We start from the raw sequence: 19,217 nt of genomic DNA, 5'->3' as shown, positions 1-19,217 counted from the left end.
AGGGTCAGAGCTTCGGCAGTTGCCCGATGCGGCCCATCATTTCGGTGACAATCTGCAGGTCCAGCAGGAACTGGTCGACGGTCTTGAACTCGCTGTCGGTGTGGCCGGTGTACTTGACCTCCGGCCGCGCCAGGCCGAATTGCACGCCATTAGGCAGCTCATGCACCGAGGTCGCACCGGCGGAAGTGCCGTACTTGTGTTCCATGCCCAGGTTCTCGCTGGCCACCGCCAACAGCGCCTTGACCCACTCGCCTTCAGGGTTGCGGTACATCGGCTCGGCGATCGAGTAGTCGAAGCTCACGGCTACGTGGCTCTTCTTGGTCCACGCAGCCAGCTTGTCAGCAATTTCAGCCTTGAGCGCTTCCGGCGACTTGCCTTTTGGCACCCGCAGGTTGACTGCCAGCTTGAAGGCTTTGTCATCCTCACCCACATAGGTCAGCGACGTAGTCAGCGGCCCCATGAACGCATCGGAGAAGCCCACACCCAGTTTGCCGCCCAGGTAATCCAGGCCCCAGTTGTTGGCGGCATAACGCGCGGCGTCGGTGAACTGGTTGTGCTTGAGCGTGACTTTGCCGTCGAGGCTGTTGAGGAAATCGAGCATCCGGGCCACCGGGTTCACCCCGGATTCCGGCTCGGAGGAGTGGGCGGACACGCCGGTGACGGTCAGTTGGACGTCCTTGCCGACCACCTTGGCCGCTACTTCAAAGTCGCCGCCATTGCGCTTGGCGTATTCGCTACCGGCCTTTTGCAGGCTGGCGGCGAGTTCGGCAGGCTTGTCGCTGAGCAATGTCACCACCGACGCCGATGGAATCTGGTTGGTGGCCTTGCCGCCGGTCATCGAGATGATTTCTGCGCCTTTGCCTTCAGCCTTGCGCTTGGGGAACTTGGCCATGACCGTGCCGTAGCCTTTCTCGGCGATCACCACCGGGTAGCCGCCATCCAGCGCCAGGTTGTAGTTGGGCGTTGGGTTGTGTTCGAAGTAGTACGGGATTGCGTCGCCAGAGGTTTCCTCGGTGGTGTCCACCAGCAGCTTGAAATTGCGTGCCAGTGGCAGCTTCTCTTCCTTGATCACCTTCATCGCATACATCGCTACCACGATGCCGTTCTTGTCGTCCTCGGTGCCGCGGCCATACATGCGATCGCCAATCAGCGTGACCTTGAACGGATCGAGCTTGGTGCCGTCCTTGAGCACCCAGTTTTCCGGGGTTACCGGTACCACATCGGCGTGAGCATGGATGCCGACGACTTCATCGCCGCTGCCTTCCAGGGAGATCTCATAGACACGGTTATCGATATTGCGGAAGTTCAGGTTGAACGACTCGGCCAGGCTCTTGATCTTGGCGGCGATCTTGATGAACTCGGGGTTGTCGTGCTGGGCCACGCCGGCCACTTGGAAGGTCGGGATCTCCACCAGTTCGCGCAGGGTTTCAGTGGCGGCAGCGCCGTACTTCACTCGCGCATACAGGCCCAGCAGGCGATGGATTTCATTCTGCTGGTCGGCGGTCAGGTCCTTGTTGTCGAGGAACGCGCTGATGGCCGGGCCGAGGTTGTCGCTCTTCGCCACGTCACTCTTGGCCAGGCTGCCGAGAAACTGCCTGAAATCCTTCACCGAAGCATCGCTGAAGGTCTTCAGGATGATCGCGTTCTGTTGCGGGGTGAGGTTGGCTTGCGCTTGGGTGGTGAACACCGAAAGGCTGGCGGCCATCAGGGTGGCTACGGCCAGTTGCTTGAGGGAAAAATCCATTGCTGGGGGCATTCCTTTGCAGGGAGTGAGTGAGAAATGTCTGATCAGAAGGTCAGAAACAATTTCACACACTACCATCGGGAGGCCGTAGGAGGGGAGTCCCTGTTGTGGGGTTTGTCCGAAGGAAATGCGCAAGTGGCGCATAAACGAAAATCCAGTGTGGGAGCTGTCGAGCTTTAGCGAGGCTGCGATAGCGGTGGTTCAGGCAGCATCAATGTTGACACTGCTGCCGCCTTCGCAGCCTCGCTAAGGCTCGACAGCTCCCACAGGGTTTGGTGGTCTGCTAATCTCCCGACGTTGAAATATCGACCGCCACCCGTGGACCTCTCAATGACAACCCCAACCGATCCAAACCTTGAACCCCAATCCGTCTGCAGCCCGATCACCAGCAGCGCCATTTTCATGGTCGCCACCTTGGCTCCTGGCAGCGACTCGGCGGAGGCGGTACGCAGTTGGTGCGCTGATATTGCCGGCCTGGTGCGTTCAGTCGGTAAGCGTGTGCCGGCGGGCAACCTGTCCTGTGTTGCAGGTTTTGGCTCCAAGGCCTGGGACGCGCTGTTCGGCAGCCCGCGCCCGGCAGCGCTGCATCCGTTCAGGGAAGTGGGCGTGGCAGGTCGTCTGGCACCCGCTACGCCGGGGGATATCCTGCTGCACATCCGTGCCGATCAGATGGACCTGTGTTTTGAGCTGGCTACGCAGTTGATGGCGGCGTTGGGCGATGCGGTGACGGTGGTGGACGAGGTCCAGGGTTTCCGTTACTTCGACATGCGCAGCATCATCGGTTTTGTCGACGGTACCGAGAACCCGGTCGGGCGCAAGGCGGTGGGCTTTACCATTGTCGGTGATGAGGACCCGGACTTCAGCGGCGGCAGCTATGTGTTGGTGCAGAAGTACCTGCACAACATGACGGCCTGGAACGCATTGTCAGTCGAGGCTCAAGAGCGGGTGATCGGGCGCACGAAACTGTCGGACATCGAACTCGACGACGCGGCCAAGCCGACCAACTCCCACAGTGCGCTGACCACCATCACCAAGGACGGCGAGGAAGTGAAGATCCTGCGGGACAATATGCCCTTTGGCCGGCTGGGTGCGGGGGAATTCGGGACGTACTTCATCGGCTACGCGCGGTCGCCGGAGCCTTTGGAGTTGATGCTGGAGAACATGTTTGTCGGCCGACCGACCGGCAACTATGACCGCCTGCTGGACTTCAGCACGGCGGTCACCGGCGGCCTGTTCTTCATACCGTCTGCGGATTTGCTCGAGGAACTGGCCGACCGCTTGCCTTAAGCCAACAACCCGGTGCTCACCGCCACAATCAGGAACACCCCCAGCACCGCACGGTAGATCACGAACGGCCAGGTGGAGAACCGTTCCAGGAACTTCATCAGGCCCCAGATCGCGAAGAACGCCGAGACACTGGCGACCACCAGGCCAAAGATCAGGTGCGGCCAGGCATGGGCCGGAAGGTCGGCGTGGAACAACACCCACAGCTCCTTCAATCCCGCCAGGGCGATCGCCGGCAAGCCCAGCAGGAACGAAAACCGCGCCGCTTCTTCACGCTTGAAGTTGAGGAACAGTGCGGCGGTCAGGGTCGAGCCCGAGCGGGAAACCCCGGGAATCAGCGCGCCGATCTGCGCAATGCCGACAATCAGCGCATCCCGCAGGCGCATTTCGCCCACCGTGCGCTTGTGCCTTGCGCTGAGTTCAGCCGCCGCCAGCAGCACCGCCATCACCAGGCAGGAAATCCCGATCACCATCAGCCCGCGCAACGGCGAGTTGCACGAGTTGAGCGTCGACGACAAGGCAATCCCGGCTATACCAATCGGAATAGTCGCCAGCACAATCGCCACCGCCAGCTTGAACCACTGGTTGTTGTAGTCGCCCTGGCGCACCGCGCTGATGCTGCCCACGGTGACCTGGCGCACATCCTTCCAGAAGTAACTGACCACCGCCGCCAGTGCGGCCAGCTGCATGGCCGCGGAAAACGCCGAGCCGGGATCCGGCCAGCCGAGCAGGGCGGGCACGATGCGCATGTGGGCGGTGGAAGACACGGGCAGCAATTCGGTGATGCCCTGAATGATGCCCAGGATGCCGATTTGCAGGTAATCCAGGGATGCAAAGCCGACATCGAGGCCGCTGGTGCAGACGTTTGTCAAAGTACTTATCCTGAAAACGAGGGGAGGGAAGTGCTGCGGAGTTTAGTCTAACTTTGTAATGATTTTGTCGTTGACAAGAGAAAAGCGCGATCGGTTCAGCCAACAGAAAGCTTCGCCGGTGTATTGGCATTGCCTGTGGCTTTGTTGACAATGGCGCCCTGTTTTTTTGCCGAGATGCCCATGCCTGCAATCCCCGATACCACCGTCGAATTGATCGAGGCCGGCCCGGAACACGCCGCGCTGATCGCCAACCTTTACCAGTTCTACGCCTACGAGTCCTCGGACTGGGAACAGGAAGACGTCGAGGTGGACGGCCGCTTCTACATCCATGAGGAGCACCTGGCCCGCTATTGGGAAGACCCGCAGTGGAGTGCCAACCTACTGCTGGTGGACGGCTATATCGCCGGCTTCCTGCTGATTGAAGGCAGCGAATTGCCGGGGATTGATGCGCTGGAACTGGCTGACCTGTTCATCTTGAAACGCTACCGCCGCAAGGGCATCGGCCGCGCCATCGCTACTCAGGTATTGAGCAGTGGCGAGGCGAACTGGCTGGTGCGTTTCTATGATCAGGATGAAGTGAGCCAGGCGTTCTGGCGCACGGTATTGGATAACCTGCCCCGTCCGGTGCAGGCCATTGAGCTGGATGATGAGCCGAACCTGCTGAGCTTCCTGGTGACGCGGGCGGCGCTGCACTGAGGCCTCAGCTAAACGCTGCGCCAGCCCCTGCGCTGAACAATGCCGCCTGCATCGCCTGAGGCGGCTGCCCGAATGCGCGCAGGAACGCCTGGCGCATCCGTTCGCGATCACCGAACCCGGTCTCGCGGGCGACCACTTCCACCGGATGGCGACTGGTTTCCATCATCGCCCGCGCAGCTTCTACTCGCAGGGACTCAATGGCCTTGGCCGGGGTTTGCCCGGTCTCCTCGCGAAACACCCGACTGAACTGGCGCGGGCTGAGGCGCGCCACGGCCGCCAGCGCTTCGACTGAAAGGTCGTGAGTCAGATTCTCCCGAGCGTAGGCCAGGGCCAGCTGCACGCGGTCGGATTTGGGGTCCAGTTCCAGCAGCGCCGACAGTTGCGACTGTTCGCTGCCGCGCCGCTGGGCAATCACCAACTTGCGCGCGATGCGGCGGGCGAGGTCGCTGCCCAGGTCGTTCTCCACCATCGCCAGCGCCAGGTCCACCCCGGCGCTCATGCCGGCGCCGGTCCAGATCTGGCCGTCGACGACGAACAGTTTGTCTTCTTCCAGGCGAATCTGCGGGTAACGCTTGGCGAACGCCGGCGCATGCAGCCAGTGGGTGGTGGCGCGCTTGCCCTCGAGCAACCCGGCTTCGGCCAGCACGAAGATGCCCATGCACAGCGACGCAATCCGTCGGGACTGCTTGGAGGCCGCCTGGACCAGCCTCAGCAGGTTGGCATCAGGCAGTTGGAACTCCAGGTAGCCGCTGACGATCAATGTGTCATAACCCTCGGGCCGGATCGGTGTGCTGTTCACCGAGAACCCCTGGGACGTCATGATCGGGCCGCCACTCTCCGACACAAGGTGAAACTCATAGGCCTGCTCGCCCCGCAGCAGATTCGCGCACTCGAACACCGAGCCCAGGCTAAGGCTGAGGGATTGAAAGTTCGGGTAAACCATCAGCGCAATGCTGTGCATCTCATCTCTCCAAGGGGCGCGGAGCGGTGATTGTCGGCGTGTAACCGGTAAACGGCAACCGGCTTGGCGCAATGTCCGGAATCCTTGCGGACATGACATTGTGCGGTGTTGACCCGGCTCCTAAGCTTCACTCCATTCCACCCCACATCACCCCGAGGCACTGGCACATGAAAGTATTGATGGTTTTGACTTCTCACGACCAGCTTGGCAACACCGGCCGCAAGACCGGGTTCTGGCTCGAAGAATTTGCTGCTCCCTACTACGCGTTCAAGGACGCCGGGGCCGACGTGACCCTGGCCTCGCCAGCCGGTGGTCAGCCGCCGTTGGATCCGGTCAGCGACCTGCCGGATTCGCAAACCGACCAGACCCGCCGCTTCGCCACCGACCCGGCGGCACAGCAGGCCCTGGCCACCACGCTGAAGCTGGACTCGGTCAACGCTGACGACTTCGACACCGTCTTCTACCCAGGCGGCCATGGCCCGCTGTGGGACCTGGCAGAGTCGAAAATCTCCATCGCCCTGATCGAAGCCTTCGAGCGTGCCGGCAAGCCGATTGGCTTTGTGTGCCATGCCCCGGGCGCCTTGCGTCACGTCAAGGCCGTCAACGGCGAACCGCTGGTCAAGGGTCGACGCGTCACCGGCTTCTCCAACTCCGAAGAAGCCGCGGTTGGCCTGACCGACGTAGTGCCGTTCCTGATCGAGGACGATTTCAAGGCACTGGGCGGCAAGTATGAAAAGGGTGCCGATTGGCAGTCCTTTGTGATTGAAGATGGCCTGCTGGTCACCGGGCAGAATCCTGCCAGTTCCAGCGACGTCGCCAAAGCGCTGTTGAAGCTGACCGCGTAACCCGCTAAATCCCCCCAAAGTAAGTGGTTGGCGGCTCCCCTGAGCGGGAGCCGGCCACTTCTGCACGCCCGAAATTCGCTTCTGGAACCCCCATCATGAGTAACAGCGCTTTAGGTACCCCGATCAAATTGGGGCACCACACCCTGAAAAACCGCATCGTCCTGCCGCCACTGACCCGCCAGCGAAGTGCCCAGCCCGGTGATATCGCCACGGACTTGATGGCGCTCTATTACCGCCAGCGCGCCACCGCCGGCTTTATGGTCAGCGAAGGCACGCAGATCGAGCCTCGCGGCCAGGGTTATGCCTGGACTCCGGGCATCTACACGCCGGAGCAAATCGACGGCTGGCGCACCGTGACCGATGCCGTGCATGCCGAAGGCGGTGTGATCTTCGCCCAGCTTTGGCACGTGGGCCGCGTGTCCCATCACGACCTGCAACCCGACGGCGCAGCCCCCGTCGCGCCGTCGGCGATCCAGCCGCAACAAGCCAAGGCATTCGTTGCAACCGGGCCCGGCACCGGTGAGTTGGTGCAGCCGCCAGAGCCCCGCGCCTTGACTACCGCAGAGGTCAAGGAGCTGGTGGGGCTGTATGTCCAGGCTGCAAAAAACGCGTTGGCCGCCGGGTTCGATGGCGTGGAGATTCATTCGGCCAACGGCTATCTGGTCAACCAGTTCATCTCGGCGCATTCCAACCAGCGCGACGATGAATACGGCGGCTCGCTGCACAACCGCCTGCGCTTCCTGCGGGAAATCGTCGAGGCGGTGGCCGAAGTGGTCGGCCCGGAGCGCCTGGGTGTGCGCTTTGCGCCGTTGTTCAGTGGCACTGACCAGGACCGGGTTTACATCGGCCTGGTCGAGGAAGATCCGCATCACACCTACATTGAGGCGATCAAGATACTTGAGGCCACCGGCATCGCTTACGTGTCCATCGCCGAGGCTGACTGGGACAACGCGCCGGAATTGCCCGAGTCGTTCCGTCGGGCTGTGCGCGACACCTTCACCGGTCGCATCATCTACGCCGGCCGCTACACCGCAGAGCGCGGCGTACGACTGGTAGAGGCGGGGCTGGCGGACCTGATTGCATTTGGCCGGCCATACATTGCCAACCCCGACTTGCCCCAGCGCCTGCTCAACGGTTGGCCGCTGAACCCGTTGAACGCTGCCGGCCTGTATGGCGGCACGGAAGTGGGCTTTACCGATTACCCGGTGTACGCCGGGTAAACGCGGCTACTCGGTCGGGTACTTGTGAAACGCCGAATGTTGTTCCGCACGTGCCGCATGGCGCTGCAAGTGCGGGAACGCATCGGCCTTCACGACGTCGGCTATCTTGAGCTGGGTGAAGGACCAGGCGACCGCCACCGTCAGGCTCGCCTGGTTCAGCGGCGTGTCGCTGTTGCGATCGGCCACCAGCGTCTCCAATAACGAATAAGCGGCCAGCAGTTGCTCGGTCACACGGTCGATCCAAGGCTGGTGAAGTTTTTCGGCAGGCCGCAGGTGATGTTCGTAGACGATCTGCACGGTCTTTTCGCACGCGGCCAGCGCCAGGCCGATCACTTGCAGATCCCGGGCAAGTGCCACTGCTTGCTGGGGCAACAGCTTTTTGTCAGCTGGCGCCAGGGCTTCCAGGTATTCGAGGATCAGGCCGGAATCCATCAGCACCGTACCGTCGTCGAGCACCAGTGTCGGGGCCTTGACCACCGGGTTGATCCTGGAGAACTCGTCGAAGGTGCTGAACACCGACAGTGACTGGTGTTCAAACGCGACACCATAAAGCTCCAGGGAAATTGCCACGCGGCGCACGTAGGGCGAGTCCAGCATGCCGACCAGTTTCATGTAGCCTCCATTTACCGCAGTGTTAAATTCAGATTACTTTATCGGGGCATCCATCCCTGCAATATCGATCTTTTTTATCACGAAAGGTTAGCCGCGCTTACATGAACGCTTTCCCACCCCTGGCCGCACTGCGTAGTTTCGAAGCCACCTCCAGGCTCGGGAGCGTGACCCTGGCCGCCAAGGAATTGCACGTCACCCACTCGGCAATCAGCCAGCAGATCAAGGCGCTGGAGGAGATGGTCGGCCTTACCCTGTTTGTGCGTGAAGGTCGCGGGCTGCGTGTCAGCGAGGATGGCCGCTTGTACGCGCTGCAAATCCGCCAGGCGTTGGCGGACATCGAGCACGCCACCCGGACAATCCAGGCCCAGCCGAAAATGGGCGAACTGGTGGTGGCCGTCATCCCCTCGTTTGCCCGCGCCTGGTTGATCCCCAGGCTGCCGGCGTTTCAGCAGCGTTACCCGGACATCAACATCCGCCTGCAAGCCAGCCTGACGGTTTCCAACCTGCATCAGGAGTCGGTGGATATCGGCATTCGCATGGGCAAAGGCGATTGGGAGGGGGTGGAACAGGCGTTACTGTTTCATGACGAAGTGGTGGTAGTCGCGGCGCCGCACTTCAATGGCGGGCAACTGCCGCGCACGCCCGCGCAGATCATCGCGAGCCGGATTATTCACAGCACCGAATCCTGGTTGCCCTGGTGCCAGGCGGCGGGTGTGGAAATGGCTGTGGAGCGCCAAGGCCTGTGCAGCAACGATTCGAACCTGGTGCTGGAGGCGGTGCGGCTGGGGCAGGGCATCGCGCTGGACCGGCGCAGCCTGGTGCAGGACGCCATTGGGCGAGGTGAATTGGTGCAGTTGAGTGAGATCACCGCACCGTACCCTTATCCGTATTGGCTGGTGTGGCCGCCCCGGGAGCGTGCGGCGAACAAGCAGCGAGAGTTTTCCGAGTGGTTGTTCGCCGAGGCGCAAGCGTATCAGGCCCTTTTGAAACCCCAGGCCTGACCCGCAGCGTTTTTTTCAGTCCACCCGCAACACAATCTTGCCGATATGGTCACCACCTTCCATCCGCGCATGGGCCTTCGCGGCGTCGGTATAGGCATACACCTCATCGATCATCGGCAGGCAACGCCCGGCCGACAGCACCGGCCACACGTGTTCGCGCAGCTGTGCGGCAATCGCGGCTTTTTCTTCCCGGGTGCGCGAGCGCAGCAACGAGCCGGTCACGATCGCGCGTTTGCCGAGGATCGCCAGCAGGTCGATGTCCTTGGCGCGTGCGCCGCCCAGGAAGCCCAGCATCACCAGCCGACCCTCCATGGCCAGGGCGCTGATGTTGTTGTTCAGGTAGGAGCCACCCATGATGTCGAGGATCACGTTGACGCCCTCGCCAGCGGTTTTGTCAGCGATGACCTGGGCGAAATCCTGTTCCCGGTAGTTGATCGGTTCGGCCCCCAGTTCGCGGATGGTGGCGCATTTTTCTGCACTGCCGGCGGTGGCGAAGGCTTCGATACCAAACTCGCGGCACAGCATCAGCGCGGTGGTGCCGATGCCGCTGGTGCCGCCGTGGATCAGTACGCGCTGGTCTTTATGCGCGCCGCCGATGCCGAACAGGTTGGCCCATACGGTGAAGAAGGTTTCCGGAATCGCTGCCGCCTGAATCCAGTCCAGACCATCGGGAACCGGCAAGGTCTGGCTGGCGGGTACCGCGCAGTACTGTGCATACCCGCCGCCATTGGTCAGGGCGCAGACCTTGTCGCCCAATGCGTACTCGTTGACGCCTTCGCCCAGCGCGACCACCACACCGGCCACTTCCAGCCCGGGGAACGGGCTCATGCCGGGTTTCATCGGGTAGGTGCCGGCGCGTTGCAGGGCGTCCGGGCGATTGACGCCGGCGGCGTGCACGCGGATCAGTACTTCGCCGGGGCCGGCAACAGGCATGGGCTCCTGGCGCGGTTGCAGAACCTCGGGGCCGCCGGGGCTAGTGATTTCGATCAGGGTCATTTCGTGGGGCAGATTCATTTGAGCGCACCTGTAGCAATGAACGTATGGGTTGGGACCGCGCCCGGTACCGGGCGGTTCAGCAGGCTGGCGATCCGGAGGATTTTCTCTGGCGCCCAGCATATCCGGGATAAGTGATGCAATAATGCTGCGATTACACGTCACAGTGATGCATAAATGCATCAAAAGGGGGAAATCATGAACTGGGACGATGCCCGGGTATTTCTCGCGGTGTGCCGCGAGTCCACATTACGCGGTGCCGCGCGGGTGCTGGGGGTGGATCAAGCCACCGTGGGGCGGCGGGTCAATGCCCTGGAAAAGTCGTTGAACGCGACGTTGTTTTTGCGCACCTCCGAAGGCTATGCGCTGACAGCCGTGGGTGAGGCCGCCTTGCAATCAGTGGAGAAAATGGAGCGTTCGGCCATTGACCTGGAACGTCAGGTCCAGGGCCTGGACGACCGTCTGACCGGCACCGTGCGGGTGACCACCACCGACTCCCTGGCCATCGACTTCTTGATCCCGGCCATCGCCCGGCTGCACGACGCGCACCCTGACGTGCGGGTGCAGATGGACGCTTCGACCCAGATCCTGAGCCTGGCCAAGCGCGAAGCCGACATCGCCGTGCGCAACACTCGCCCGGACAACCCCGACCTTATCGCCCGGCGCATCGCCCGCTGGCCGGTGGGGCTATTTGCCTCGCAGGCGTATATCGACCGCCACGGCGCACCGCAGCCTGGCAGCCTGTTCGAAGGACACGATCTGGTGGTGTACCAGCCACACCTGCAAAGCCAAAAAGACCTGACCCTGGTCTCCGAGCCGCTGGGGCGCGGGCGCATCGTTGCGGCCATGAGTTCCAGCCTGCTGGTGCGCCGGTCCATCGCTGCGGGCCTGGGCATCGGTGAAATTCCGCTGATTACCGGCGAGCGGGACGGTCTGGTGCGGCTGTGGCCGGACCGTACGCGGCCGTTACCCTACGATGTGTGGCTGGTGACCCATGCCGACCTGCGGCACACCGCGCGGGTGCGGGTGGTGATCGACGAGATCGTCGCGGGGTTTGCCGGCACGGGTGAGTGAGCTCCCAGGTCAGCACATCGCTGCAATTTCCGAGGCGTCCGTGGCGGCACAATCAGCTCCGGTTCCGGCGTAAAAACGTCGGTAAAACGTCACGGGAACAGGTCGCTTATGAACGCATTACTACGGGATGACGGGGCACGGGATTTAGGGCTGCTGTTTTTGCGGGTCAGCGGAGGATTGTTCCTGCTGTGGGTCCATGGCCTGCCCAAGCTGCTGGACTATGGTGAACAGTTGAAGGTGATCGAGGATCCCTTCCACCTGGGGGCGAGCGTGACACTGTTGCTGGCGATTTTCGCCGAAGTGCTGTGCCCGCTGTTGATCATCGCCGGGGTGCTGGTGCGCCTGGCCTGCCTGCCGATCCTGAGTGTGCTGCTGATCGCCATGCTGGTGGTGCATCCGCAATGGACACTGCTCGAAGGGCAGTTTGGCTGGCTGCTGTTGATCATTTTCACCAGCATCCTGATTGCCGGGCCCGGGCGAATAGCGTTCAACCAGCGGTGGGTCGGCGCCCTGCGTTACGCCTGAATAAAAAAGGCCGGGTGCAAGCCCGGCCAAAAGGAGGTGTAGCAGCGTGATGCAGTCGGTTCAGCGTTTCAGGAACGCCAGCAGGTCTGCGTTCAAGGCTTCGGCGTGGGTGACCGCGAAGCCGTGTGGCGCATCCTTGTACACTTTCAATTCAGCGTTCTTGATCATCTCGGCAGCCACCTTGCCGGTGGTTTCGAACGGTACGATCTGGTCGCCGTCTCCGTGGATGACCAGGGTCGGTACGTCGATCTTGGCCATGTCTGGACGGAAGTCGGTTTCCGAGAACGCAGTGACGCAATCCACGGTGGACTTGAGCGAGGCGAGCAGGGCGATCTGCAAGGTCTGGGTCAGTACACCGTCGGAGACTTTCTGGCCCTTGTTGATGCCGAAGAACGGCGTGTTGAAGTCGGAAATGAACTGCGCGCGGTCCTTCAGCAGGCCGGCCTTGATGCCGTCGAATACATCCTTGGGAACACCTTGCGGGTAGTCGGGTTTCTGGCCGAACAGCGGCGTCACCGCCCCCAGCAACACCAGGCCGGCGACGCGCGCGCTGCCATGGCGCGCGATATAGCGGGCGACGTCGCCACCGCCCATGGAAAAGCCCACCAGCGTCACGTCCTGCAGGTCCAGGTGGTTGATCAGTTCGGCGATATCGTCGGCGAAGGTATCGTAGTCGTTACCGGTCCAGGGTTGGTCCGAGCGGCCAAAACCACGGCGGTCAAACGCGATGGTGCGGTAGCCGCGGCTGCTCAGGTACTCCATCTGGTATTCCCACATGTCGGCGTCCAGCGGCCAGCCATGGCTGAACAGCACGGGTTTACCGCTGCCCCAGTCCTTGAAGTAGATTTCGGTGCCGTCTTTGGTGAGTAAAGTGCTCATGGAAACTCCTTGGGTGAGTACGAAGGCAAAGGCTGACTATTGTCGAACAGGCGCAGGCAGCGCTTGTACGGGTGTGCTTGGTTGGGGTTACCAACTGAACTTGAGTTCCACCCCCAGGTAATTGCTGTCATGGCTGCCGGCATCCCGCAGCGTCTGGCCGACCGCGTAGTGCACGGCCTCGACGGCGCCGGTGAGGTTGGGGGTAAAACCATAGTCGGTGCGAACTTGAGCGTAGGCGCCGGTCCAGCGTTCACCTTGGCCTGCGGTGCCGGCAACCGGCAGGTTGGGCTGAGTGTAGACCGCGTCTGCGGTGGTTTGCCGCCAGAGCAGGCCTACGGCGGTCTGAACGCTGAGCTTGGCGATGGGCTTGACGGTGATCGACGGCTTGACGTGAATCAGGTTGCTGTAGCCCGTATAACCCGCCAGGGAAAAGTAGTAGCCATTGGGGAACAGCGGGTTGAACGTCCCCACCGTGCCGTCACCGGCGTGGCGGTCGCCCGAGGCGATATCCATCTGCAGCCCCAGGCGCGGTGTCCAGGCCAGGCTGTCGAAGGTGTAGCCCACGCGGCTGCCGCCACCCCAGGCGCGAATATCCTTGTGGCCCACTGAGCCACCTTGCAGCATGGCTTCAATGTCCCAATCGAACCCCAGGGCCGCGCCCCCCAGCCGGGCGTCGAACAACTGGCGTTTCTCATCGCCGTCGCCGTCCAGATAGTGGGCATCGCTGCGTTCATACACCCCGTAATAGGCCGACAGCTCATTTTTGCCACCTATCAGCCGCTCGACCCGCAGCATGTGAAACTGCGCGTCAGCGTTGGATTTATCGTCGAAGTGCCGCTCGTCCTGGTACTGCACCGGGTGGCTGGCGATTCCGATTAAACGCCAGTTCGAGGTTTCCCAGTCAGCCCATAGCGCATCAAAGGACTGGCGCACATTCGGTCCGTCCCGTGAAGAAATAAAGCGCTGCAAGTCGAAGGCAAAGTCCTGGCGACCGACGCGTCCCTTGAACGTACCGGCACTGAAGGTGTTGATGTATTCGGCAAAGGCCAGGCGCAGGTCGACGCGGTTCTGGTCGGCGCCGCCGATCGTCGTCTTGTCATAGGCCCGCGCGTCCTCCAGCTGGGTAAACACCCGCCAGTTTTCATCCAGGTGCAGGTCGGCGTGTACCTGGAAACGCTGGATCAGGTACTGGTCACGGGCCACGTTCTTCGCGCCGAAACCGGCGGCGTCGTTCATCTCGAAGCGCTCACGCAAGGTCGCGCCCAGGGACAGGTAAGTGAACGGGTTGGCACTGGACAGCGGGATGTATTTCAGGCTGTCCAGGGGTTGGGTGCGCAGCGTCGGGTGCTTGAGCACGGACCAGTCTTCCTGCCAGCGGTTGGCTTTGATGTCCGGCCGCGTCGGTTGATCGTCGGCGTGGGCGCTGCCGGCCAGCAACGGCCACAGCACCGCCAGGCCCCAGCCTGTGCCGCGGATCATTTTGCGCCGCTGAGCTGGTGAATCTCCGCGACGTAACCGCCCGGGAATTCCACCAGCGCGCTGCGCCGGCCCTTAGTGTCAAACGCAGGCACCAGCACCTTGGCGCCGGAACCAGTGGCTTTGCCCAGCGTGTCGGTCAGGTCGGCCACTTGGTAGCCGGTGGTTTCATGGCCGAAGGGGTAGGGCAGTTGGCCGTTGGTGACCAGCACCGCCATGCGTCCGAACGGCGACTCGATATCGACGCGGCGATAGCTCCCGCTGGCCTGGCCGATATCCACCGCCGGGGCATGCTTGTCATCGGCCAGGACCTTGCCGTGGGAAAACCCGACGAAAGACTTGATGAACGTGTCGGCGCGGTCGTTGGAGACATACACACGGTTCTCCGGAACGGTCTGGAACGCCGCGTAATCCGGGGCCTTGGTGTGCCAGTAGAGCTGCATATTCACGCCGCCTGGCCACTGGATCACCGCATCACGGCCGATGGGGTCGGGAAAATCACTGACAATCACCGCCGCGCCGTTTTCCCGGGCAGCCTTGAGTGCAACGTCCATGTCCTTGACCAGGTAGCCGTTGCGCTCCTGGCCGAACGGGTGCGGGACAGGTGTGGTGAAGCCGAACAGCGACACCGTGCCCGCCGGTGTCTGCAGGAGTTGCGAGGTGGTGCTGCTGGGCACCGGCAGTACATTCACCACCACCTGGGGCGTGCTTTTTCCGCCGAATGTGGCGAGGAAACTCTGGGCAAAGCGGTCCACGTCAGCCGGGGCGACATAGACGTGACTGGTGTCGTATTGCGGCGCCACGGCCACATTCGGTGTTGCCGCCAACGCGCTGCCCATCATCTGCGCGCCCAACAGCGTCAAGGCCAGGGATATCGTCGTCACTTTCTTGCACATGCCCATTCTCCAGCACTTTTCAGCGTGATCGAAAAGTCGCCAGCTTAGGGGCCGGGCTGCCGTGCGGATTGTATGGGCGTGCTCGGTTGAACGGTTCAGCGTCTATGCTGGTCAACTGACTTCAACCGTCTGAACAAACAGGTGAACGAAATGGCCAAGACTTACAGCTACGCCGCTCGTGACTCCAAGGACTCACTCAAACCCTTCACATTCGAACGTCGCGCCCCCGGGGCCGACGACGTGCAAATCGACATCCTCTACTGCGGCGTCTGCCACTCGGACCTGCACACCGTGCGCGACGAATGGCACAACACCTTGTACCCATCGGTGCCGGGCCATGAAATCGTTGGCCGAGTGACAGCCGTGGGCGCCAATGTCAGCAAGTTCAAGGTGGGCGATTTGGCCGGCGTCGGCTGCATGGTCGACAGTTGCCAACACTGCGAATCCTGCGCCGAGGGCGAAGAGCAGTACTGTGAAAACGGCTTCACCGGCACTTACAACGGCCCGGTGTTTGGCGGCGAAAACACCTTCGGCGGCTACTCGGACAATATCGTGGTCAAGGAGAAGTTCGTCCTGCGCATCTCCCACGACGAGAGCAACCTGGCGGCGGTCGCGCCGCTGCTGTGTGCAGGCATTACCACCTACTCACCGCTGCACCACTGGAAGGTCGGGCCGGGCAAGCGCGTCGGCGTCGTCGGCCTGGGTGGCCTGGGGCATATGGCGGTGAAAATCGCCCACGCCATGGGCGCCTACGTGGTGCTGTTCACGACCTCGCCGAACAAGCGCGAAGACGGCCTGCGCCTGGGAGCCGACGAAGTAGTGGTGTCGAAGAACCCGGATGAAATGGCCAAGGTTGCCAACTCCCTGGACTTCATCCTCAACACCGTGGCCGCGTCCCACAACCTCGATGCCTTCCTCAACCTGCTCAAGCGCGACGGCACCATGACCCTGGTAGGCGCGCCGGACAGCCCACACCCGTCACCGACTGTGTTCAACCTGATCTTCAAGCGCCGCAGCCTGGCCGGATCGTTGATCGGCGGCATCCAGGAAACCCAGGACATGCTGGATTTCTGCGCCAGGCACGGGATCGTTTCGGACATTGAGATGATCGACATCCAGAGCATCAATGAAGCCTACGAGCGCATGCTCAAGGGCGATGTGAAGTATCGGTTTGTGATCGACATCGAGAGTTTGAAGAAAGAAAAACACGCGGCCTGAAATACGCTCCATAAGTTCCAGTAGATCCAGTGTGGGAGCTGGCTTGCCTGCGATGGCGGTGTACCCGTCAACATCGTTGCTGACTGACACTCCGCTATCGCAGGCAAGCCAGCTCCCACATTTGTTATGCGTCGGTCAGACCGACAGGTGCTCATACAAAATCGTCGCACCCACCAGCATCAGCACCACGCCGCCGACCATCTCGGCGCGCTTGCCCACCACAGTCCCCAACACCCGGCCGAGCATCATGCCGATGGTCACCATGGTCATGGTCGCCAAGCCGATCGCAGCAGCGGCCACCAGAATATTCACGTCAACAAACGCCAGGCCCACACCGACCGCCAGGGCATCAATGCTGGTGGCAAACGCCGTCACGGCAAGAATCATGAACGAGTGCTGGCTCGGTTTCTCTTCTTCTGGATCATCGGCTTTCAAGCCGTTGTAGATCATGTGCAGGCCCAAGGCTACCAGCAGGGTAAAGGCGATCCAGTGGTCCCACTGTTCCACCCAGCGGGTGGCGGCCTGGCCGATAGCCCAGCCGATGATCGGCGTGATGGCTTCAATCACACCAAAGATCAGACCGGCCCGCAGGGCTTCGGTCAAACGGGGTTTGTGCAGGCTGGAACCTTTGCCGATGGCCGCCGCAAAGGCGTCCGTGGACATGGCAAGGGCGAGAAGGATGAGGGAAATGGGGTTCACGGTAAGGCTTCCAGTCGGGCTATATGAGTCAACGACACAACCACACGCCCGACTTTAGGCATGGCTGTGTCGCTGGTCTCACCAACCAAAATGGTGTTCGCACCACGGCATGTTGCCGAGAATGTTGATACGAACGCTTCGAGAATCCGAAGCAGGCTACTCCCCAACGAGGTGGCGGATCATAGCCGCGCAAACATGAAAATTTTGTTAATAACGCATCAGCGCCCCTCAAACACCGGCGGTCGCCGTTCGGCAAACGCCGCCAACCCTTCGCCGAAGTCGGCACTCTCACAGGCCTGGCGTCGCAGTTCGGCGATCTGCTCCATGGCCTGTACCGGCATCGGTTGCAGGTCTTCGAGGATACGCAGTTGCTCCTTCACTGCCTGGATTGCCAACGGTGCCTTGGCGGCGATGCCCCGGGCTATCTCCAGGGCGGTGGCTTCCAGGGCGTCGGTGGCCACCAAGCGGTTGATCACGCCGAAGCGTTCGGCGCGTTCGGCGTCGAGCTTCTGGGCGCAGAAGAACATTTCCTTGAGCACGTGAATCGGCAGGTTGTTGAAGAACCGCAGCAGGCCGCTGGTGGTGTAGGGCAGGCCGATATTGGCCGGGGTCATGGCGAAGCTGGCGCTGTGGTCGGCGACCACCATATCGCAGCTCATGGCCAGGTCCACGGCGCCGCCCCAGGCTGAGCCCGAGATCGCCGCGATCACCACGCCGGGGTAGGCGCGGATGCGCCGCAGCACTTGCTCCAGCGGCTTGCCGTAGGCCACCGGGTCGCGGTCGTGCGCCACTTCGCCGATGTCGTGGCCGGCGCTCCACACCGAATGGCCAACCTCAGCGCCGAGGATCACCACGCCGACGCCCTGGGCGGCGAGGGCGACCAGGCTTTCGTCGAGACCGTTGAGCAGTTGCGCGCTGAGGGCATTGCGCTGGCTCGGGTTGCTGAACACCAGGCGGGCGATACGCTTGTCGAGCAGTGTGAGGGAAACGTTAACGGTCATGGTGCGACTCCTGTGGCGTGTTCGGGGTGCGTGGCTTGCAAGATGACATGGGAGTTGAGCAAGGCCTGGATCGAGGCCGGGTCGAAACCGGCTTGCTGGAGGATTTCGACACTGTGCTCCCCAAGCAGCGGCGGGGGTCGTTGCAGCTCGGTCGGCGCGGCGTCGCTGAAGATCGGCGTGACGACCTGGCGCAACGCACCCAGGTTGGGATGGTTCAGGGTGCGGGTCAACTGGCTGTGCAGCACCTGCGGGTCGGCGAATACTTCGTCGAGGGTGTTGATCGGGCCGGCAGGCAATCCGGCGGCAATAAAGCGTTCGGTCCAGTCACGTTTGCCGCGGGTTTTCAGGCGGGTTTCCAGGATTGCTTTCAACTCATCCCGGCGTTCCACCCGGGCTTCGTTGCTGGCGAAGCGCGGGTCGTCCGGCAGCTCGGGCAGGTCCAGCAACACGCACAACCGGCCCCACATCGCCGAGGTGATCGGCGCCAGGTTCAACGGGCCATCCAGGGTCTGGAACACGCCGTAGGGTGCAATCACCGCATGGGCATTACCGGTGCGCCGAGGCACATCGCCCAGGCTCAGGTAACGCTGGCCGTGCACACTCAGCAGGCCCACCAGGCTGGCCAGCAGCGACGTGTTGACGTGCTGGCCGCGCCCGGTGCGCTCGCGTTCCAGCAGTGCCGCCAGCACCGCACTCACCAGCCACATGCCCGAAGTCAGGTCACCGATGGCGGTGCCGGTACGGGTCGGATCGCCCTCGTTGAAACCCGTCAGGCTCATCAGCCCGGAATAGCCTTGGGCAATCTGGTCGAACCCCGGCCAACTGCTCATCGGCCCGTCGCTGCCAAATGCATTGATGCTGCCCAGGATCAACCGTGGATTTCGCGTGCTGAGCACCTCATAACCCAGGCCCATGCTCTCCAGGGTGCCGGGCTTGAAGTTCTCGATGACCACGTCGGCGTCGTCGATCAACTGCTGGATCGTGTCCAGGCCCTTGGGGTTGCGAAAGTCCACGCACAGGCCGCGCTTGTTGCGGTTGCACGAGAGGTAGTAGGTGCTGGTACCCCGGTCGAACGGGCCCCAGGTCCGGCTCATGTCCCCGGCCGGCCCGGGCTCTACCTTGATCACATCGGCGCCCAGATCCGCCAGCACCATGGTGCAGAACGGTCCCGAGAGGGCGCGGCTGAGGTCGATGATCTTGATGCCTTGCAACGCTTGCATG

General features: G+C 62.2%; 19 protein-coding genes and 1 riboswitch. Of the genes, 8 read left to right on the top strand and 11 right to left on the bottom strand.

Annotated features, from left to right (window positions below):
* Positions 1 to 4 precede the first annotated feature (4 nt).
* On the bottom strand, positions 5 to 1,744 hold the full coding sequence (locus tag JFU58_RS24705) for a dipeptidase (RefSeq protein WP_201142616.1): 1,740 nt from the start codon (positions 1,742 to 1,744) through the stop codon (positions 5 to 7).
* 330 nt (positions 1,745 to 2,074) lie between these two features.
* On the opposite strand from JFU58_RS24705, the gene JFU58_RS24700 reads away from it, so the two are divergent.
* Positions 2,075 to 3,031 carry a Dyp-type peroxidase gene (locus JFU58_RS24700; RefSeq protein ID WP_201142615.1) on the top strand — a complete coding sequence of 319 codons (957 nt, stop codon included), beginning with the start codon at positions 2,075 to 2,077 and terminating at the stop codon, positions 3,029 to 3,031.
* Here JFU58_RS24700 and JFU58_RS24695 read toward each other — a convergent pair.
* Positions 3,028 to 3,900 (bottom strand): undecaprenyl-diphosphate phosphatase, encoded by an 873-nt coding sequence (locus JFU58_RS24695; protein WP_093208602.1) that lies wholly within the window; start codon positions 3,898 to 3,900, stop codon positions 3,028 to 3,030. The two genes, JFU58_RS24700 and JFU58_RS24695, sit on opposite strands and share 4 nt — an antisense overlap.
* Positions 3,901 to 4,080: 180 nt before the next feature.
* Between JFU58_RS24695 and JFU58_RS24690 the strand changes: the two genes are divergently transcribed.
* On the top strand, positions 4,081 to 4,596 hold the full coding sequence (locus tag JFU58_RS24690; protein WP_081253123.1) for a GNAT family N-acetyltransferase: 516 nt from the start codon (positions 4,081 to 4,083) through the stop codon (positions 4,594 to 4,596).
* A 4-nt stretch (positions 4,597 to 4,600) separates the two neighbouring features.
* Here the strand turns inward: JFU58_RS24690 and JFU58_RS24685 are convergent, their stop codons facing one another.
* Complete coding sequence (locus tag JFU58_RS24685) at positions 4,601 to 5,557, bottom strand: GlxA family transcriptional regulator (RefSeq protein WP_063029087.1); 957 nt, start codon at positions 5,555 to 5,557, stop codon at positions 4,601 to 4,603.
* Positions 5,558 to 5,724: 167 nt separating this feature from the next.
* On the opposite strand from JFU58_RS24685, the gene JFU58_RS24680 reads away from it, so the two are divergent.
* Both JFU58_RS24680 and JFU58_RS24675 read left to right on the top strand, forming a co-directional pair.
* On the top strand, positions 5,725 to 6,402 hold the full coding sequence (locus JFU58_RS24680; protein WP_201142614.1) for a type 1 glutamine amidotransferase domain-containing protein: 678 nt from the start codon (positions 5,725 to 5,727) through the stop codon (positions 6,400 to 6,402).
* A gap of 95 nt (positions 6,403 to 6,497) precedes the next feature.
* Positions 6,498 to 7,622, top strand: coding sequence for an alkene reductase (locus tag JFU58_RS24675; RefSeq protein ID WP_201142613.1), 1,125 nt, complete (start codon positions 6,498 to 6,500; stop codon positions 7,620 to 7,622).
* 6 nt (positions 7,623 to 7,628) lie between these two features.
* On the opposite strand, the gene JFU58_RS24670 is transcribed toward JFU58_RS24675, so the two are convergent.
* Complete coding sequence (locus JFU58_RS24670) at positions 7,629 to 8,234, bottom strand: glutathione S-transferase (protein ID WP_093208613.1); 606 nt, start codon at positions 8,232 to 8,234, stop codon at positions 7,629 to 7,631.
* A gap of 101 nt (positions 8,235 to 8,335) precedes the next feature.
* On the opposite strand from JFU58_RS24670, the gene gcvA reads away from it, so the two are divergent.
* Positions 8,336 to 9,235 (top strand): transcriptional regulator GcvA, encoded by a 900-nt coding sequence (gcvA, locus tag JFU58_RS24665; RefSeq protein ID WP_201142612.1) that lies wholly within the window; start codon positions 8,336 to 8,338, stop codon positions 9,233 to 9,235.
* A gap of 15 nt (positions 9,236 to 9,250) precedes the next feature.
* Here gcvA and JFU58_RS24660 read toward each other — a convergent pair whose 3' ends face one another.
* Complete coding sequence (locus JFU58_RS24660; RefSeq protein WP_093208619.1) at positions 9,251 to 10,249, bottom strand: NAD(P)H-quinone oxidoreductase; 999 nt, start codon at positions 10,247 to 10,249, stop codon at positions 9,251 to 9,253.
* Positions 10,250 to 10,426: 177 nt separating this feature from the next.
* Between JFU58_RS24660 and JFU58_RS24655 the strand changes: the two genes are divergently transcribed.
* A complete protein-coding gene (locus tag JFU58_RS24655; RefSeq protein ID WP_201142611.1) occupies positions 10,427 to 11,302 on the top strand; it encodes a LysR family transcriptional regulator in 876 nt (291 codons plus the stop codon).
* A 108-nt stretch (positions 11,303 to 11,410) separates the two neighbouring features.
* On the top strand, positions 11,411 to 11,827 hold the full coding sequence (locus tag JFU58_RS24650) for a DoxX family protein (RefSeq protein WP_201142610.1): 417 nt from the start codon (positions 11,411 to 11,413) through the stop codon (positions 11,825 to 11,827).
* Between the two features lie 60 nt (positions 11,828 to 11,887).
* On the opposite strand, the gene JFU58_RS24645 is transcribed toward JFU58_RS24650, so the two are convergent.
* From JFU58_RS24645 to JFU58_RS24635, 3 genes are all read right to left on the bottom strand, one after another.
* Positions 11,888 to 12,706: an alpha/beta fold hydrolase gene (locus JFU58_RS24645; protein WP_063029101.1), complete on the bottom strand. Its 819-nt coding sequence runs from the start codon at positions 12,704 to 12,706 to the stop codon at positions 11,888 to 11,890.
* An 87-nt stretch (positions 12,707 to 12,793) separates the two neighbouring features.
* Entirely contained in the window at positions 12,794 to 14,185 is a 1,392-nt protein-coding gene (locus tag JFU58_RS24640; RefSeq protein WP_201142609.1) for an alginate export family protein, read from the bottom strand.
* Positions 14,182 to 15,078: a VOC family protein gene (locus JFU58_RS24635; RefSeq protein ID WP_093208641.1), complete on the bottom strand. Its 897-nt coding sequence runs from the start codon at positions 15,076 to 15,078 to the stop codon at positions 14,182 to 14,184. The genes JFU58_RS24640 and JFU58_RS24635 overlap by 4 nt, the downstream gene beginning before the upstream one ends.
* A gap of 150 nt (positions 15,079 to 15,228) precedes the next feature.
* Here JFU58_RS24635 and JFU58_RS24630 point away from each other — a divergent pair, with 150 nt between their 5' ends.
* A complete protein-coding gene (locus JFU58_RS24630) occupies positions 15,229 to 16,296 on the top strand; it encodes an NAD(P)-dependent alcohol dehydrogenase (protein WP_063029106.1) in 1,068 nt (355 codons plus the stop codon).
* Between the two features lie 135 nt (positions 16,297 to 16,431).
* Here the strand turns inward: JFU58_RS24630 and mntP are convergent, their stop codons facing one another.
* The 3 genes from mntP to JFU58_RS24615 all read right to left on the bottom strand — a co-directional run bounded on the left by mntP (position 16,432) and on the right by JFU58_RS24615 (position 19,216).
* Complete coding sequence (gene mntP / locus JFU58_RS24625) at positions 16,432 to 16,995, bottom strand: manganese efflux pump MntP (RefSeq protein ID WP_063029108.1); 564 nt, start codon at positions 16,993 to 16,995, stop codon at positions 16,432 to 16,434.
* 10 nt (positions 16,996 to 17,005) lie between these two features.
* Positions 17,006 to 17,173: riboswitch (yybP-ykoY riboswitch) on the bottom strand.
* Between the two features lie 40 nt (positions 17,174 to 17,213).
* A complete protein-coding gene (scpB, locus tag JFU58_RS24620; RefSeq protein ID WP_063029110.1) occupies positions 17,214 to 17,996 on the bottom strand; it encodes a methylmalonyl-CoA decarboxylase in 783 nt (260 codons plus the stop codon).
* Positions 17,993 to 19,216 carry a CaiB/BaiF CoA transferase family protein gene (locus JFU58_RS24615; protein WP_063029112.1) on the bottom strand — a complete coding sequence of 408 codons (1,224 nt, stop codon included), beginning with the start codon at positions 19,214 to 19,216 and terminating at the stop codon, positions 17,993 to 17,995. The genes scpB and JFU58_RS24615 overlap by 4 nt, the downstream gene beginning before the upstream one ends.
* Position 19,217 lies beyond the last annotated feature (1 nt).

Origin of the sequence: Pseudomonas sp. TH34 (assembly GCF_016650865.1) — a bacterium.
Taxonomy (GTDB): domain Bacteria; phylum Pseudomonadota; class Gammaproteobacteria; order Pseudomonadales; family Pseudomonadaceae; genus Aquipseudomonas; species Aquipseudomonas yamanorum.
Note: the sequence above shows the minus strand (reverse complement) of the source record. Positions and strands in the feature narration are given on the sequence as shown.

Bases quoted from the DNA above. Each gene is read 5' to 3' on its own strand.
- JFU58_RS24680 (WP_201142614.1), top strand. From the start codon at position 5,725: ATGAAAGTATTGATGGTTTTGACTTCTCACGACCAGCTTGGCAACACC.
- JFU58_RS24630 (WP_063029106.1), top strand. From the start codon at position 15,229: ATGGCCAAGACTTACAGCTACGCCGCTCGTGACTCCAAGGACTCACTC.
- JFU58_RS24615 (WP_063029112.1), bottom strand. From the start codon at position 19,216: ATGCAAGCGTTGCAAGGCATCAAGATCATCGACCTCAGCCGCGCCCTC.
- JFU58_RS24675 (WP_201142613.1), top strand. From the start codon at position 6,498: ATGAGTAACAGCGCTTTAGGTACCCCGATCAAATTGGGGCACCACACC.
- JFU58_RS24640 (WP_201142609.1), bottom strand. From the start codon at position 14,185: ATGATCCGCGGCACAGGCTGGGGCCTGGCGGTGCTGTGGCCGTTGCTG.
- JFU58_RS24670 (WP_093208613.1), bottom strand. From the start codon at position 8,234: ATGAAACTGGTCGGCATGCTGGACTCGCCCTACGTGCGCCGCGTGGCA.
- JFU58_RS24650 (WP_201142610.1), top strand. From the start codon at position 11,411: ATGAACGCATTACTACGGGATGACGGGGCACGGGATTTAGGGCTGCTG.
- JFU58_RS24690 (WP_081253123.1), top strand. From the start codon at position 4,081: ATGCCTGCAATCCCCGATACCACCGTCGAATTGATCGAGGCCGGCCCG.
- JFU58_RS24645 (WP_063029101.1), bottom strand. From the start codon at position 12,706: ATGAGCACTTTACTCACCAAAGACGGCACCGAAATCTACTTCAAGGAC.
- JFU58_RS24655 (WP_201142611.1), top strand. From the start codon at position 10,427: ATGAACTGGGACGATGCCCGGGTATTTCTCGCGGTGTGCCGCGAGTCC.
- JFU58_RS24700 (WP_201142615.1), top strand. From the start codon at position 2,075: ATGACAACCCCAACCGATCCAAACCTTGAACCCCAATCCGTCTGCAGC.
- JFU58_RS24705 (WP_201142616.1), bottom strand. From the start codon at position 1,744: ATGGATTTTTCCCTCAAGCAACTGGCCGTAGCCACCCTGATGGCCGCC.
- JFU58_RS24635 (WP_093208641.1), bottom strand. From the start codon at position 15,078: ATGTGCAAGAAAGTGACGACGATATCCCTGGCCTTGACGCTGTTGGGC.
- JFU58_RS24685 (WP_063029087.1), bottom strand. From the start codon at position 5,557: ATGCACAGCATTGCGCTGATGGTTTACCCGAACTTTCAATCCCTCAGC.
- scpB (WP_063029110.1), bottom strand. From the start codon at position 17,996: ATGACCGTTAACGTTTCCCTCACACTGCTCGACAAGCGTATCGCCCGC.
- JFU58_RS24660 (WP_093208619.1), bottom strand. From the start codon at position 10,249: ATGAATCTGCCCCACGAAATGACCCTGATCGAAATCACTAGCCCCGGC.
- gcvA (WP_201142612.1), top strand. From the start codon at position 8,336: ATGAACGCTTTCCCACCCCTGGCCGCACTGCGTAGTTTCGAAGCCACC.